The sequence below is a fragment of the Flavobacterium sp. UGB4466 genome, assembly GCF_903469665.1.
GTDB classification, from domain to species: domain Bacteria; phylum Bacteroidota; class Bacteroidia; order Flavobacteriales; family Flavobacteriaceae; genus Flavobacterium; species Flavobacterium lipolyticum.
In genome coordinates this window covers 1-15161 of the sequence record NZ_CAGKLC010000042.1, presented here as the reverse complement: position 1 = coordinate 15161, position 15161 = coordinate 1, and the positions used below count along the sequence as shown (strand labels likewise).

Here is a 15161-nt window from a genome sequence, read left to right as displayed (position 1 = left end):
AGTAAATTATTTCAATTTATTTTCTGTGTCTTTATAGTTTCCTGTAATGGTAACATTGCTGTTTTTGGTTACTTTTCCATAAATGGTAATAGAAGAGCTGTTTCCAATAAAATTAATCTTCGCACCACTATTCAATCTAACATCTCCCCAAATCACTACAGTACCTTCAACTTGTAATACCGCATTGCTGTTGATGATAAGTTCTGTTGGATTAGACTGACCGTATTTACCCTGAGACAATGTTCCTTTCATGTTGAAAGTTCCTCCACTGTTTAAGGTTAGATTATTTTGAACTGTAATTGAACCACAGTGCGTTAATACTGCACCGGAATTAATAATGGCAGAGCTAATAGAGGTAGCACCGGAGTACGATTTAACTTCATTGGAGTTCAGAATCAGATTTTGTCCCTGGTTATAAGTACCATATCCTGTACAGCCCTCAAAAGTGGTGTTTGGTTTTTCCATCTTGATAATTTTCAAACCGCCTTTTCCACTGGCTACATAGATAAAATTACCACTTGATTTTACATAGTTTGACGAACCTAGTATATCAACAGTTCCCAATAAACCAAGTTGAGCCCCCGTTTTGTATACATTTAAACCTGCGGCACCATTGGCTACAAAGGCATAACCGTCATTAACAGACAAGGCATTGGTAACATTCTCTTCACCGGCAACAGCTAACGGAATAGTCTGTAGTTTTGAACCGCTATTGATGTCGTAAACACTTAAACCGTTATATCCTTCTGATACTAATAATTTTGTACCATCAAAATCTATCGTTCTTTTTGAAGCCTTTACATCTGTTGATGTGGTAAAGCTTTTTTGTAATGCCAGTGTTGATTCGTTATAAATATTTACTCCTTTTGTTCCGCTCAATGTCACTACTTTATCTCCGTTGATTGCTACAGAACGTAAATCTTCTACGGCAACTTTTCCTGAGATTGTTTTAGAGGCAGCATTGATTTTAAACAGACTTCCCTGGTCTCCGGTTACCGCAAAATAAGAACCTGAATTCGAAGCAGCATCAGTTGTTACTTGACCTTCAAGATTAGTGATCGTGTATTTATCCGTTAGCATACCTGAACTTAAAGGCATGTTAATGACAACAGCAGGGCTTTTTAGCGATGGATTTTTATCGATATCGGCCGCTGCACCAATAATTAGATTTCCGTTTGAATAGGTAAGCGAGGTAATATCGGTATTGGCGATTAGGGCTGAAGTGATCAATTTAGGTTTATAAGGATCAGAGACATCAATAACATCAATAGCTCCTGAATATGCTTCACCACTCATGGTATAAGCAACGTAAGCATAGTTTCCGTTTACCGCTACATGACTGGCCTGTAACGTTCTCCCGCTATTGTCTTTTGGTGGATTAACCTCTGCAATTTGAACCAATGGAAAACCGGTAGCCGAAGATTGAGCGCTATTCAACAGTTTAGCTGTTGAAGCTGATGAACCGCTAATTGAAATTACTCCGGAATTGGTGTAATCAAGTCTCTTATTTAAAGCCGTAATATCGCTATTGATTTCGATGTTATTGTTTTTAGCCTGGTCATTCGTTGCAGAGTCGTCATGATTCGTACAAAATGTAAAAAGGGACAACGCTAACCATGAAAATAAATAAACGCTCTTCTTCATAAAATCTATTTTTTTGTTTAAATTTTGCGCAAAATTACGATTTTGTAAGTCGTAACTCATTATGCTTGTGAATACTTTAACTTTTTCAATCGTTTTAGTTGTTATTTTTAAATTATATTTATTAAATTAACGTTTTTGGTATTTACTATGCATGCATAAAAAAAGAGTATCATGATTTTTGATACTCTTTTGTATTGAAAATTAACGATTTAGCAATAATTAGCCTCTTCTTCGCCCGTAATGACCATCGTGATCGTCATCATCATCGTCATCGTCTCTATGATGTTTATGGCGTTTTTCGTAGCGTTTTTTATCATAATGACGGTCGTCATAACCATATCTTGGTCTTGGCTTGTAACATCTTTGTGGAGCACCATGGTATCCTTTGTAGTACTTTACTCTGTGACGGTCAAAGTAAGTATAAGGAGTTCTGCCGTGATAATCGTTCAAAACAACTTTATAACCTCCGTATAAATCATAGTTTCTGTATTGCCTTGGCAAGTAGGTTGTTCTAACCCATCGACCCCCTCCAAAATAAAGAAACTGTGAAGCTCTAACGTCATAGTACGCTTCGATGTCCGGGAGATAATAATACTCTATTTCTTCGTATCCCGCCGGTCCCCAAGCCGGAGGTGTTCCTATGTTAACGTTTATAGATACCTGCGCTTGCGTGGCATTTGCAACCAGGAGAAAAAGTCCTGCAATTGCTAATTTTATTGTTTTCATTTTTTTTAATTTAAAGGTTAAGGTTGATCCTGTTTTGTGATATTCATATACTGTGCCAAAAATTAAAGCACAATGTATTTCATCGGATAAATGATGCATTTTGACGATTTTTTAAAAATGAAATTTGTCTAAAGTGTTGAATATTAGTTATTTTTGTAGTCTCTGTTTTTTTTGAAAAAAGTAAAGAAAAATAGATTTTTTACTATTGGTACTCTACAATTCGTGGTTTAGCCAGTTCAAAACTTTGTAAACCAAAATCAGAGGCCTGAAAAGTGTTGGTTTTAAAAACATTATCTCCCTGAAAAGGAATAGTAGGGTAGTAGGACAGTGAAATCTGGAAGGAACTGAATACCAGGTAGTCATTATTTATCGACAAACCCAAAGTTATTTTTTGGTAGGCCTTATTTCTTCCAATAGCATCATTTGGACCTCCTAATACAGCGAGTCCATAATTAAAAAAGGGATTGATACGAAATCCTAGTATAGCATAAGGGGAATAGGTTTGTGTTTGAAGTGACAGAACCACCTTATTTGTTCCGTATATAGCAGTATTAAATCCAGCCAAACCATTTGCCTCATTAATGTTAAGCTGATCTCCAATGATATTTTCGCGATTGGCACCAATAACGATGAATGGGTTTACAAACTGGCGAAGTTTCCAGTTTCCGATAGTGAATAGTTTTGTGAAATAGTTAGATTCAAACGAGAAAGCCGTTTGATAGGTTTTTGAATCATGAAAAAAAGTACCGGCTTCCAGATTAGTACTAAAAAATCCCCAACGGTAGTAATTTCCAAAAGAGAACTGCGCTCCTGCATAAGGGCGCCATTCTTTGTTTTTGTATTGGTACCCCAGAGTAATTCCGTAGACTTTCCCAATGGGAACGTCCTCTGTTTGGCCATTTCTAAAAATATAATTGTCTTTTATAAATTTGCGTCGGTTCAAACCAATTCCACTTAAAATCAGCTTTTCATCAGAGTAAAAACGAGTGGGGTCGTAGAGTTCAGAAGGAGTTTGACTATAATTAACGTTCAGAAAACGTGCGGTTGCCACGAGGTTGGTGATACCGTCTTCATCTTGAGTTACTTTACTGGCATGCCCTGCCCAGAAATCGTGAAAATTATTTTTAAAGGGTTGAAATGCATACGATTTATCAGGTGCCTGCAAAGAATCTTTTTTGTAGTTCTGCCCCGCATATATACCACCGGCCCATCGGGTCAAAGGAGAATAAAAAAGTCGTTCAATGTTGATACTTTTCGTGTAGTTGTTATCAAGATCAATCTTGTAGTATAAAGTGGTTCCTATATAAGTATTTTTAATATTAGGAATGTTGTAGCTTACTTCGTTGGCAGTACGGCCATCTTTAAATCGGTTGGTGTGTTTATAGTCCAATTGTTGTCCTGTTCCAAAAAAATCTTTCTCTTTAATACCAAAAGACACCTGATTACCAGAGACCGCAAATCTGGGAATCGTACTCCAGGAGTCCAGAACTCTAATCGTTACGTCAACTGAATCTGAAGCTACTCCGGTTATCTTATTCGTAATTCTTACAGCTGTAACATATCGCTGAGATCGTATCAAACGTTCAGTTTCCTGTACTTTGTAAGTGTCGTAAGGGGTGTTTTTTTTGAAGAGCAGCAGATTGTAGATTGCTATTTTTTTTGTTTTTAAATGCAGTCTGTTTCCTGTTCTTTCTCCCCAGTTTTTGGGTATCTTGGTGCTGTCTGTTACCGAATGCCCGAACGGATCAAGTGTTATAATATTAATGTTCCGAATGATTTTACCGCTAAAATCGGTGGTGTCATTTTGTACTAAAACTTCTTTTTTTTGTGTATTGTCTCCCCTGAAGAACAGTTTATGAAGGGTTTGTGTAAATTTATTCTTTTTCGAATAGTTTCTAATTTTTTGGTAAACTTCGGTACTGTCTTTTTTAGTTTTTACGTTTTTCTGTGGTGGATTAACCTGTGCATAAGTGCCTTGTAAGCAAAAGCATAATAGAATAAAAACGACTATTTTTGTGTTTACAGACATTATATTTTTTTATCGGCTTAAAGGTTAATTTATAGATGAATATAAGCAATTATTATCACTCTTTAAAACATTAGATTCGTATTTCGTTACTGATAATTTTGTTTATGGCGTTCCCCTCCGGGTCGGGCTGTCCGCTAAATCTTTTGCGATAGAAGATTTGGGAGATGCAAAAAAATGTTTGGGTATTGCAAAAGGATATCGCTCCCATCCCTAACGCTTTGAGGAAAAGAGGCATTTTGTTGAATAAAATAGTATAAGATTCAAGAACTTATCTTAATCAAAAAACTCCTTTTCTTCGTATTGGACAGGCATTATAGAAATTCCTTTTTGTAGCAGTAAATTATTGGGAAAAATAATCTTTTCGCCGTCTTTTGTTTTTAAGTTCACATGAAAGGCGCTTATATCTTCAATTTCTGCTTCGATTGGAAAGTCTTTATCATGAATTTTGATGGTATCTCCAATTCGGAAAGGAAAAGAAAAAAACAAAATCATTCCCGAAGTTATATTGCTCAAAATAGACCACTGAGCAAACATAGCCACTCCAATTACAGTAGCAATGGAAGAAACCGTTATGAAAATATCTTTGGTTTCAACGCCCCAAATTACAATCAGGCTAATCATAACCAGTATGTTCATGAGCAAGTGAATGTACTTGATCACTAAATTGGTACGATGCTCTAATAACTGACTTGTACTGGCATAACGACGAATTAGTTTTGCAACAATAATACGCAACGCTATCAGAACGAGAATCAAAATTATGGTAGTTAAGATCTCCTGGCTATATTCTTTGAAAGAAAACATAAACAAATTTTTACACTAAAGTACTCAAATATTCATAAACTTTGGCTGTTGGCAATCCCATAACATTGGTGTAAGAACCTTCTACTTTTGCAACTGCCATAAAACCAAACCATTCCTGAATGCCATAAGCACCGGCTTTGTCGTAGGGTTTGTAATTTTCGATGTAATACAAAATTGCCTCGTCTGATAAATCATTAAAGGTAACCTTTGTAATATCATTCAAAAGAGTAGAAGAGCTGTTTGTTTTAAAACAAACGGAGGTGATCACTTCATGAGTAGTATTGGATAATGACTTGATCATAGCAAAGGCTTCCTCAGCATTTTTTGGCTTACCTAGTGCTTTATTCTCATGCCAAACTATGGTGTCACTGGTGACCAGGATTTCATTTTCATTCAGTTCACCTTCAAATGCACTGGCCTTTAATGCTGCCAGATAATCTGTGATTTCGACTGCTTTTAGTTCCGGCGGATAGATTTCTTCAATGTCCTTTAACCTAATTTCGAAGTCAAGATCCAGGTCTTTGAAAAACTGCTGTCTGCGAGGCGATCCCGAAGCTAGAATTAACGTATATTTTTTTAGCTTTTCTTTAAGCATTGTATTTGATATTTAAGGTGATAACGAGAATCGATAAAATTCCGAAGAATAAAATTAGTTTCAAAACGGTACTTAAATGGTGGAATTCTTTTTGATTTTTTGCTCCAAATATTTTTACAATAAAATACAGTAAGGGAGCCAGAACAAATGCAAAAGCATAAAATGTAGCGATAAAAAGATTGTTCTCCACAAAATAGGTTTTGATGTAAAGTAAACAAGATATAAAAGGAATTATTGCAAGTCCCAGGGCTATTTTTGCAGTTCTGCTAATTCCAATAGCGATCGGTAACGTATTCATTCCCTGATTATAGTCGCCATTGTGATCCTCAATATCTTTCACGATTTCCCGAGTAAAATTAATCATAAAAGCAAATATTGCATAATCGGTTAAGATGGAGAAAAAACTCGCCATTTGTGCCTGATTTTCAGAATTCGTAGCAGGAAAAAGGTCGAAGATTCCAATAACCCATACACTTACAGAAAGTAATAAAGCCACAACAAAATTCCCCAGAATCATAATTTGTTTTAAGGTCGTTGCATAAAAGTAAAGCAGCGAAGCAATTAAAATAAAAAGCGAAGCAAACATTGGCCTAAGAATGATATTAGACAACAGGAATCCAATAGCAACTCCGGTAATGTTAAGTCCAATATAAAGGTTATAGGCTGTTGTTTCAGAAATTCCTTTACCAATTACAACATCAGCAGGTTTATTGATACTATCCGTTGCAACATCGTAAATATTATTAATGACATAACCCGCTGCTGCCAGTAAAACGGTACTTAAAACCAATAATCCGTATTGCCAGTCCGCTAAAGCTAAAGGAATATTCTGCTGTTTTAGAAAGGCATAGCGAAATAATACCTGCATAAAAGCTAGCAGGAGCAGGTTTTTGTAGCGAATGAGTTTGAGGAATTTCATTTTTTTATAGGTACTAAGGTTCTGAGAGGCTGAGGAGCTAAGTTTTTTTTTGTGAAATGTAATTTGTGAAATGCAATCTAAAATCAACAATCAGCAATCATTAATCGTGTTTTCCGTTAAAATGTTCCATCCATTTCCCCTGAACTTTCATTACTTGTTCGATCACATCGCGTGCGGCACCTTTACCACCATTTACGTGTGAGATATAGCGGCAAATGTTTTTAATTTCCGGACTTGCATCTTGTGGACAAGTTGGTAAACCTACTAATTTCATCACATGATAATCCGGAATATCATCGCCCATATACAAAACTTGTTCCGGTTGAATGTTATAAGTTTCAGTATATGCTGCAAAAGTTGCTACTTTATCGGGAGTTCCTAAATGAATGTCATTAATGCCTAAATTGCGCAAACGTACACGAACACCTTCATTGCTTCCGCCTGAAATAATGCAAACATTGTAACCGCTTTCAACTGCTGCTTTCATAGCATAACCATCACGAATATTCATGGTACGAAGAATCTCTCCTTCATTGGTTACGAAAACGGAACTATCGGTAAGCACACCATCAACATCAAAAACGAAAGTGGTGATGTCATTCATTATTTCTTTATAATTTTTTGCCATTATTTTGTATAGATTGTGTTAGTATTTTATAAATATTCTTTTGATTTTCAGGGTTTAAATACTCCAAATGCGCTTCGATTGTAGTAGAATCTTTGCGTTTTGCAGGTCCGGTTTGAGCGTCAATCGGATCTAGTGTATTTATTTTTTGAGCCGTTTCCTGGATTAAAGGTTTCAAAACGTCAAATGGCACCTGATGTTCTTTGCAGATCTCCTGTCCGATTTGATACAGATGATTGGTGAAATTGTTCACAAAAACCGCTGCAACGTGCAGTGCCTTTCTTTGATCGGAATTGATAGGGTAAACCGACTTTGAAATGCTTTTGGCTACTTTTTCTAAAACACGAAAATCAAAGGTATTTTCAGCCTCCAGACAAACCGGAATCACTGAAAAGTCAATGGTGGTATTTTTAGAAAAGGTTTGAAGTGGATAAAAAACACCTCTACGATTTTTTATATCCAGAGTTTCGATGGGAGCCGCTCCTGAGGTATGAACGACAAGACGATTTTGAAATGGTAACTGCTTTGAAACCTCTGAAATTGCATTGTCTGAAACCGCGATTATATACAGATCAGCTTCTTGTAAAGAGTCAAAACTATCCGTGATTTTTTCAAAACTTACCAAAGAAGCAAGGGCTTCCTTTTTTCTCGAAAATACCTGCACAATTTCTACCGCTTCACTTTTAGAGAAAGCTTTGATCAAATGCTGGGCAACATTTCCGGAACCAATTATTGTAATTCGAATCATAGCGCAAAATTAGTATTATTTTTTTTAAAGAGAATAAGCATGAAAGAAGTTTAGCTGCAGATTATACGGATTGCAATGATTCTGTTGATTTATTTAAAAAGGACTGTTCTAAAAGTAGTTTGCTAAAAGAATAAATCCTGTTTTAATCCCGTAATCTGTGGCATAAAAAAACAGATTCATAAACTTGATTGTGAATTTGTAAAATTAAACGCACGTTTTTTAAAGAAAGGATTTGATTTACTAATTTATATTTGGTTTTTATTAACAAATTACAGCCGTTGCAAATCAACATTTTTAAGTATTTTTGTGCCACTTTTATACAATGTAATTCCTTAAAAATGGATAAAAAAATATTCTCTTTTTTGTTTTCTACACGATTAATGGCCGTTCTTTTTTTAACATTCGCAATTGCAATGGGTGTTGGAACTTTTATCGAAAGTAAGTACAACACAGATACAGCCCGAATTTTAATCTATAATACCTGGTGGTTTGAAGCGATAATGGTCTTCTTTTTGATCAATTTCTTTGGAAACATCAAACGTTACCAATTGCATAAAAAAGAAAAATGGGCCACTTTATTACTTCACCTTGCCTTTATTTTTATTCTTTTAGGAGCTTTTATTACGCGTTATATCAGTTATGAAGGAATGATGCCTATCCGTGAAGGGGCTGCTGAGAATCAAATTTATTCTGATAAAACATTCCTGACTGTTTTTGCAGATGGAGAATATAAGGGAGAAATGAAACGCAGAGTTTTTGACAAAAGCTTATTGTTTTCACCTGTGACCAATAATGATTTTACGCTTTCCGGAAAATTCGATGAGACTCCTTTTGAAGTGTCGTACGTGAATTACATCATGGGGGCTAAAGAGACTATAAAACCGGATCCTACAGGAACGTTATACTTAAAAATGGTAGAAGCCGGTTCTGGCGGACGTGAGGAGCATTACCTGAAAGAGGGTGAAGTACAAAATATTCACAATGTATTATTTGCGTTGAACAAACCAACTGCCGGTGCAATCAACATCAATACCACAGGAGATAAATATACCATTCAGACACCTTTTGAAGGAGAGTTCATGCGAATGGCCGATCAGTTAAAAGGTAAGGTAAGCAAAGATAATGTACAGCCTTTGATGATGCGTTCTTTATACAGTATTGGTGATATCAGAATTGTATTTCCTGATCCTGCCGTTAAAGGAGTTGTAGATTATGAATCTAATAACGATTACAAAGCCAAATCACATCATGATGCTTTGATTGTAAAAATTAAGGTTGACGGACAGGAAAAACAAGTTAGACTTTTAGGCTCTAAAGGTAGTGTAGGGGAGCCTCAGACGGTTAAAATTGGAAAAATCGAATACAGTTTGTTCTACGGAAGTAAAGCCTATGTTTTACCTTTCAAAATAAAGTTAAACGATTTTATCGCTACAAAATATCCGGGAACAGAAAAAAGCTACTCTTCTTTTGAAAGTAAAGTAACCGTTCAGGATTCAACAGAAACATTTAATGCTGATATTTATATGAACCACGTTTTAGATCACAAAGGATATCGATTTTTTCAATCTTCATTTGATCCGGACGAAAAAGGAACAGTATTGTCGGTAAATCACGATTTCTGGGGAACTAATATTACTTATTTAGGATATTTTCTTTTATACATAGGCTTAATGGCTATTATGTTTACCAAACATTCCCGTTTTGGCGATTTGAAACGCAAACTAGAAGGCGTAAAAAAGAAAAAAGAAAAACTAATCACCATTTTAGTTTTAATGATTGGTTTAAGTGGTTTTGCTCAGGCTCCGCATGTACACACACCGGGACACAATCACGATCACAACACAGATCCAAAGGATCATGCCAATCATGTTACTGCACCGCCAAGTCAGAAACAGTTAGACTCTTTACTCACCATTTACAAAGCTCCCGAATCACATGCCGCTAAATTTGGACGTTTGATTATTCAGGATGCGGGAGGTAGAATGAAACCGGTGAATACTTTTTCATCTGAATTGCTTCGAAAAGTAAGTCAGAGTGATACCTACAACGGAATGAATTCTGATCAGGTATTTCTGTCTATGACGCAGTATGCTCAGGTTTGGATACAAATTCCTTTGATTCATCTAAGATCCGGAAACGACAGTATTCGAAAAATTATTGGCGTAGAGAAAGAAGCTAAACGTGCTGCGTTTGTACAGTTTTTTGATGCTAACGGAAATTATAAACTTTCACCATTTTTAGATGCTGCCTATAAAGCAGCAAATCCAAATCAGTTTGAGAAAGATTTCATAGATACCGATAAAAGAGTGAATCTGATGGAATCTGCTTTAAGTGGCAGTATTCTGAAAATATTCCCTATTCCAAATGACCCAAATCACAAATGGGTTTCGTATCTGGAAAGACAACAGGGAGGATTTAAAGGAATGGATTCGACTTATGTAACGCAAATTCTGCCAATGTATTTTAGTGCATTAAACAATGGCTCAATTTCAAAAAACTTTACAACAGCCGATCAGTTAGTAGAAAGTATTAATGGTTTCCAAAAAAAGTTTGGGGCTAAGGTAAGACCAAGCGAGGAGAAAATTGATGCCGAAATAACCTATAACAAATACGATATTTTCAAAAAATTGCCGTACTGGTATCTTACCGTTTCAGTCTTGATGTTGATGTTTACTATTGTAAATATCTTTTTTGAGAAAAAATGGCTTCGCATAACGATCAACGGTTTCCATATACTGGTAGGAGTATTGTTTGCACTGCACACTTTAGGACTTATTGCGCGCTGGTACATCTCGGGTCACGCTCCATGGAGTAATGCTTATGAGTCTATTATATATGTAGCATGGGCAACAATGTTCTTTGGATTGGCTTTTGACCGAAAATCGAAACTTACCGTAGCTTCATCTGCTTTTGTGACTGCCATGATCGTAATGGCAGCTTATATGAACTGGATTGATCCTGAAATTGCAAACTTACAACCGGTATTGAACTCGTATTGGTTAATGATTCACGTAGCAGTAATTGTTGGAAGTTATGGTCCTTTTGCTTTAGGAATGATTTTAGGTTTTGTAGCCTTGGTATTGATTTTCTTTACCAATGAAAAGAACAAAGCTAAAATGGATTTAAATATCAAAGAGATCACTTATATCAATGAAATGTCGATTACGATTGGTTTAATCATGTTAACGATTGGTAACTTCCTGGGCGGACAGTGGGCTAACGAAAGTTGGGGACGTTATTGGGGATGGGATCCAAAAGAAACATGGGCTTTAATCTCAATTATGGTATATGCTTTTGTGATTCACGCTCGTTTTGTACCGGCACTTAGAGGGAAATGGTTCTTTAATTTAATGAGTATGTTTGCTTTTGTATCAATATTGTTCACATATTATGGAGTAAACTTTCACTTAGTTGGTTTACACTCGTATGCCACTGGAGAAGCACATTCATTAAGCTGGATTTGGTATTCGTTAGGAACCATTTCAGTTATTGGAGCTTTAACGTATCCGAAATACCGTAAATACTATAAAAGCAAGAAAAAATAGTAAATAGTATAATAAACAAAAAAAGATTCAGTTAAGCTGAATCTTTTTTTATGTCTAAACGGGAGGTATTTAGTTTAGTTTTTTTAAGCCATTGGGATACATAATTGCCAGCAGTACGACAATGAGTAAAAAGTTATATTCGGCACCGTTTCTTCCACCGCCTACAACAAACCAGCCTTCCTGAAAATGAACAAGGATTATTCCCATTATCAATATGAGGATAGTGACAAATCCTGCAGGTTTAACGTATTTGTTAATAAGCAGAAGAATGGCTGCTGCTACATGGGATAATTTAATAGACCAGGCCAGAAAAACGCCAAAAGGAGCGAAGCCAATCTGATTTAAATAAAGATTTCCAAAATCATTGATTCCGTTATTAAACATTCCGAAAACTGAATGAGTAAGGAGTATAATAGCGACCGCAGTTCTTAAAAGTAAATTTCCATTCATAATTTTTTAGGTATATTTCAAATTGAAAATAATAAAAAACGCATATTAAATTGAATATGCGTTTTTTAAGTGATAAGATGTATTTTGTTTTAAACTTTTCCTAAAGTATACAATTGTTCCATTGTAGGCGTCAGGCTTCCTCCGGCAGGTTCTAAAGTAATTCCAAAAGCTTCTGCTGAATCGGTTTGATTTACAGCAAATATTTTTTGAGAGTTTCCTTCAAAATCGCTCAATAAACCAATACTCGTAGGTGTTAGTACAGGACTTAATTTTAAAGCCCAAACCTGATACACCATACCTTTTGGAGGTTTTGGTAAGCCGGCAGCATCAATATACGTCGTTTTTGTGTCTTTGTTCCAGTACACTTTTGCAAATGAACTTGGAGAAACGGCTTGCCCGCCAAGTGTTACACCGGTATTTTTGATGTCCCTCACTATAGTCAGACTTTTTTCGGTTTGCTTGTTCTGCTGATCTAAGAAAGCGTAATCTTTTTCAATTTTGTTTTTCTCAGTCCCAACAGTAGCAATAGCTTCTTTCGTTTTTGTCAATTCCAGAGTTTGATATCCAAAGCCTAAAAGCAGTAACACTGCCGCAGCCCAGCCTACATATTGTGACCAGTTCGAAGCTGGTTTCATGTCGACTACTTTGCCGTGTTTCAGTTCTAAACGAGCTTTTATCTTCTCAAAATTGGCTACCGAGTGAAAAGGAGAAAAACTTGATGATAAAGCTACAATAGCTTTCTCTATCGAAATAATTTCCTGATCAACTTCCGGGTTTTTCTTAGCCAGTTCGGCTATTTCCAGATTTTCAGTTTCGGTCAATAAACCGTAAACGTATAGTTCCAGAATTCCTGATTCTATATACTCTTTTGCTTCCATTATATTTTTAGATAATTTCTTAGATCATTAATACAGTTTCTGTTTTGCGTCTTGATAGTCCCCAATGGCATTGCCAATTCTTCTGAAGCTTCTTGTTGGGTATATCCTTTAAAAAATAATAAATCAATAATCTCGATACATTTTGGTTTTAATTTTTTCACAAATTCTTGTATTCCAATAGTATCAATTCTATTAACGAGTTTATTACTGTCGTCTAACAGATTTACGAAATTATCTGAAGAAAGGTTTTTTTGACTGTTATTAAAATTTTTGGATCTTAACTTGTCAATGGAGGTATTTCTTGCAATATTAAGGATCCAGGTGTAAAACCGACCTTTACTCTCATTATAAGAATCGATGTTTTTCCAGATTTTGACAAAAACTTCCTGCAAAACATCTTCGGCTTCTTCACGATTTTTTATGAGAACATTAATAACAGAAAACAAACTTTTCGAGTACATATCGTACAAATGGGTAAAAGCTCGTTCGTCTTTCTTGTAAATTAAAACTAATAATTCTTCTTGACTCATAGGTGTGGTATTTTAAGTTGGAACAAAATTTTAAGGGACATTATGTCTAACCTGAGATAAAGATAATTTTTTTTCGTGAATATTTTAATTTTTTTAGTAGTCTTAAACCTAGGAAAGTAAGGGGTTTGAAAAAAATATCATTTTTTTTTGATTTTTTTAAAACCAAAAGCAATCCAATTGCGTAAATGCTATTATAACATCGAATTTATAGTGTCGAAAATAGCAAAAACCTGGAAATGAAGAGGTTTTGAGTTTTTTAATGGCGTTTTTGCTTTTAGAGTTAGTAATGAAAATTAATATTTAGAAAGAGTAAATCGTAAAGTAAATCTCAATAAATAAAAAAATATTTATCATGAATAGCTTAAATAAACTGAAAATACTGATTGTTGGCTTGACTACTGTTTTGTCGCTGGCGGGATTTAGTAAAAGTGATTTTCGTAAAGGACTTGTTCATAAGAATTCAGAGTTTGTAATAAACGATAATACATTATTTAGGAATTAGTAGATCAGTTGATGTCTTCGGACTTCCAGAAAAAATGAAGGTAGTCCAACTCTTGCCCAGAATAAAAGATAAAAGCCGTTAAAAAAGATACGCCTGAGGGATTGGAATTTTGAAATATGAGCACTAAAACCGGGGCATCAACTATTTTTAATATAACGATATAAAAAGGGAATAACAATTAATTCATGGTTTGATTTGTTTGTATGGGGGGAAGCCTAACGTCTGATTAACGTTAGGCTTCATTTTTTTTTATTTAACGTATGTTTAGCAAAAAATAAAGATTTTAAAGTGATTTTGAGAAGAGAATTTAACTAATTTTATAAAAAAATAAACAATGAAAAAAGTAGCATTTATAGCTTGTAGTATTGCCCTTTTGTTCGGTACTAAAATTCAGGCACAAACCAGTAAAGAGAAATTATCTAAAACAGATAAACTTATGACAAAAGAAACCATTTATCAATTTAAGGTAGAAGATTTATCAGGAGACACTTTTGATTTTGCTTCGCTAAAAGGGAAAAAAGTGATGATTGTTAACACGGCATCAAAATGCGGTTTAACTCCTCAATACAAAGATCTTGAAGCAATTTACAAAGAGTATAAAGATAAAGGATTCGTAATTGTGGGTTTTCCTGCTAATAATTTTGCTGAGCAGGAGCCTGGAACAAATAAAGAGATTGAGACATTCTGCCAGCAAAATTATGGTGTAACTTTTCCAATGATGGATAAAGTTTCTGTAAAAGGAAGTGATATGTGTGAAGTATACAAATTCTTAACACAAAAATCCAAAAACGGGTTGAAGGATTCTGAAGTAGAATGGAACTTTCAAAAATACCTGATTAACGAAAAAGGGGAGTTGGTAAAAGTGATTAAACCAAGAACATTGCCAACAGATCCGGAAGTAATCAACTGGATCAAGGGTTAAAAAAAGAAAACAATAAATTTAGTCCACAAAATTGAAATTTTACTTTTCAATTTTGTGGATTTTTTTGTTTATAGATGTAGGACAAAGAACATTGTTCTGACTCATTTTGTTACATTATAAAAAAGGAAAGAGATGATTTTGTAAAACTGATCTATGAGATTAACATTTGCTCTGAAAGAGCTATAGTAATAGCATGATGTTTTCAGCCCTGCTAAGAGGTAACCATTAAGGTAATGAAAGGTAA

At 35.0% G+C, this 15161-nt stretch carries 13 protein-coding genes; 2 read left to right on the top strand and 11 right to left on the bottom strand.

Annotated elements, in window-relative coordinates; genetic code table 11:
• Positions 1–6: 6 nt before the first annotated feature.
• The 8 genes from JO950_RS11850 to JO950_RS11815 all read right to left on the bottom strand — a co-directional run bounded on the left by JO950_RS11850 (position 7) and on the right by JO950_RS11815 (position 8090).
• Positions 7–1644: a hypothetical protein gene (locus tag JO950_RS11850; protein ID WP_202702832.1), complete on the bottom strand. Its 1638-nt coding sequence runs from the start codon at positions 1642–1644 to the stop codon at positions 7–9.
• 219 nt (positions 1645–1863) lie between these two features.
• Positions 1864–2370, bottom strand: a complete 507-nt coding sequence (locus JO950_RS11845; RefSeq protein ID WP_202702831.1) for a hypothetical protein — start codon at positions 2368–2370, stop codon at positions 1864–1866.
• A gap of 202 nt (positions 2371–2572) precedes the next feature.
• Positions 2573–4399 (bottom strand): hypothetical protein, encoded by a 1827-nt coding sequence (locus JO950_RS11840; protein WP_202702830.1) that lies wholly within the window; start codon positions 4397–4399, stop codon positions 2573–2575.
• Positions 4400–4672: 273 nt separating this feature from the next.
• On the bottom strand, positions 4673–5203 hold the full coding sequence (locus tag JO950_RS11835; protein ID WP_202702829.1) for a mechanosensitive ion channel domain-containing protein: 531 nt from the start codon (positions 5201–5203) through the stop codon (positions 4673–4675).
• A 10-nt stretch (positions 5204–5213) separates the two neighbouring features.
• The gene (locus JO950_RS11830) at positions 5214–5798 is read right to left on the bottom strand and encodes a Maf-like protein (protein ID WP_202702828.1); all 585 of its coding nucleotides are present in this window, start codon (positions 5796–5798) and stop codon (positions 5214–5216) included.
• Complete coding sequence (locus tag JO950_RS11825) at positions 5791–6717, bottom strand: geranylgeranylglycerol-phosphate geranylgeranyltransferase (RefSeq protein ID WP_202702827.1); 927 nt, start codon at positions 6715–6717, stop codon at positions 5791–5793. The genes JO950_RS11830 and JO950_RS11825 overlap by 8 nt, the downstream gene beginning before the upstream one ends.
• A gap of 100 nt (positions 6718–6817) precedes the next feature.
• Positions 6818–7345, bottom strand: coding sequence for an HAD family hydrolase (locus tag JO950_RS11820; protein WP_202702826.1), 528 nt, complete (start codon positions 7343–7345; stop codon positions 6818–6820).
• Entirely contained in the window at positions 7329–8090 is a 762-nt protein-coding gene (locus JO950_RS11815) for a Rossmann-like and DUF2520 domain-containing protein (RefSeq protein WP_202702825.1), read from the bottom strand. The genes JO950_RS11820 and JO950_RS11815 overlap by 17 nt, the downstream gene beginning before the upstream one ends.
• 338 nt (positions 8091–8428) lie before the next feature.
• On the opposite strand from JO950_RS11815, the gene ccsA reads away from it, so the two are divergent.
• A complete protein-coding gene (ccsA, locus tag JO950_RS11810; RefSeq protein WP_202702824.1) occupies positions 8429–11635 on the top strand; it encodes a cytochrome c biogenesis protein CcsA in 3207 nt (1068 codons plus the stop codon).
• Between the two features lie 69 nt (positions 11636–11704).
• Here the strand turns inward: ccsA and JO950_RS11805 are convergent, their stop codons facing one another.
• The 3 genes from JO950_RS11805 to JO950_RS11795 all read right to left on the bottom strand — a co-directional run bounded on the left by JO950_RS11805 (position 11705) and on the right by JO950_RS11795 (position 13493).
• Positions 11705–12085 carry a DoxX family protein gene (locus JO950_RS11805; RefSeq protein ID WP_202702823.1) on the bottom strand — a complete coding sequence of 127 codons (381 nt, stop codon included), beginning with the start codon at positions 12083–12085 and terminating at the stop codon, positions 11705–11707.
• Positions 12086–12174: 89 nt separating this feature from the next.
• Complete coding sequence (locus JO950_RS11800; protein ID WP_017498501.1) at positions 12175–12963, bottom strand: anti-sigma factor domain-containing protein; 789 nt, start codon at positions 12961–12963, stop codon at positions 12175–12177.
• Positions 12963–13493: an RNA polymerase sigma factor gene (locus JO950_RS11795; protein ID WP_017498502.1), complete on the bottom strand. Its 531-nt coding sequence runs from the start codon at positions 13491–13493 to the stop codon at positions 12963–12965. Before JO950_RS11795 ends, JO950_RS11800 begins: the two co-directional genes overlap by 1 nt.
• A gap of 836 nt (positions 13494–14329) precedes the next feature.
• On the opposite strand from JO950_RS11795, the gene JO950_RS11790 reads away from it, so the two are divergent.
• Complete coding sequence (locus tag JO950_RS11790; protein WP_202702822.1) at positions 14330–14917, top strand: glutathione peroxidase; 588 nt, start codon at positions 14330–14332, stop codon at positions 14915–14917.
• Positions 14918–15161: the final 244 nt, after the last annotated feature.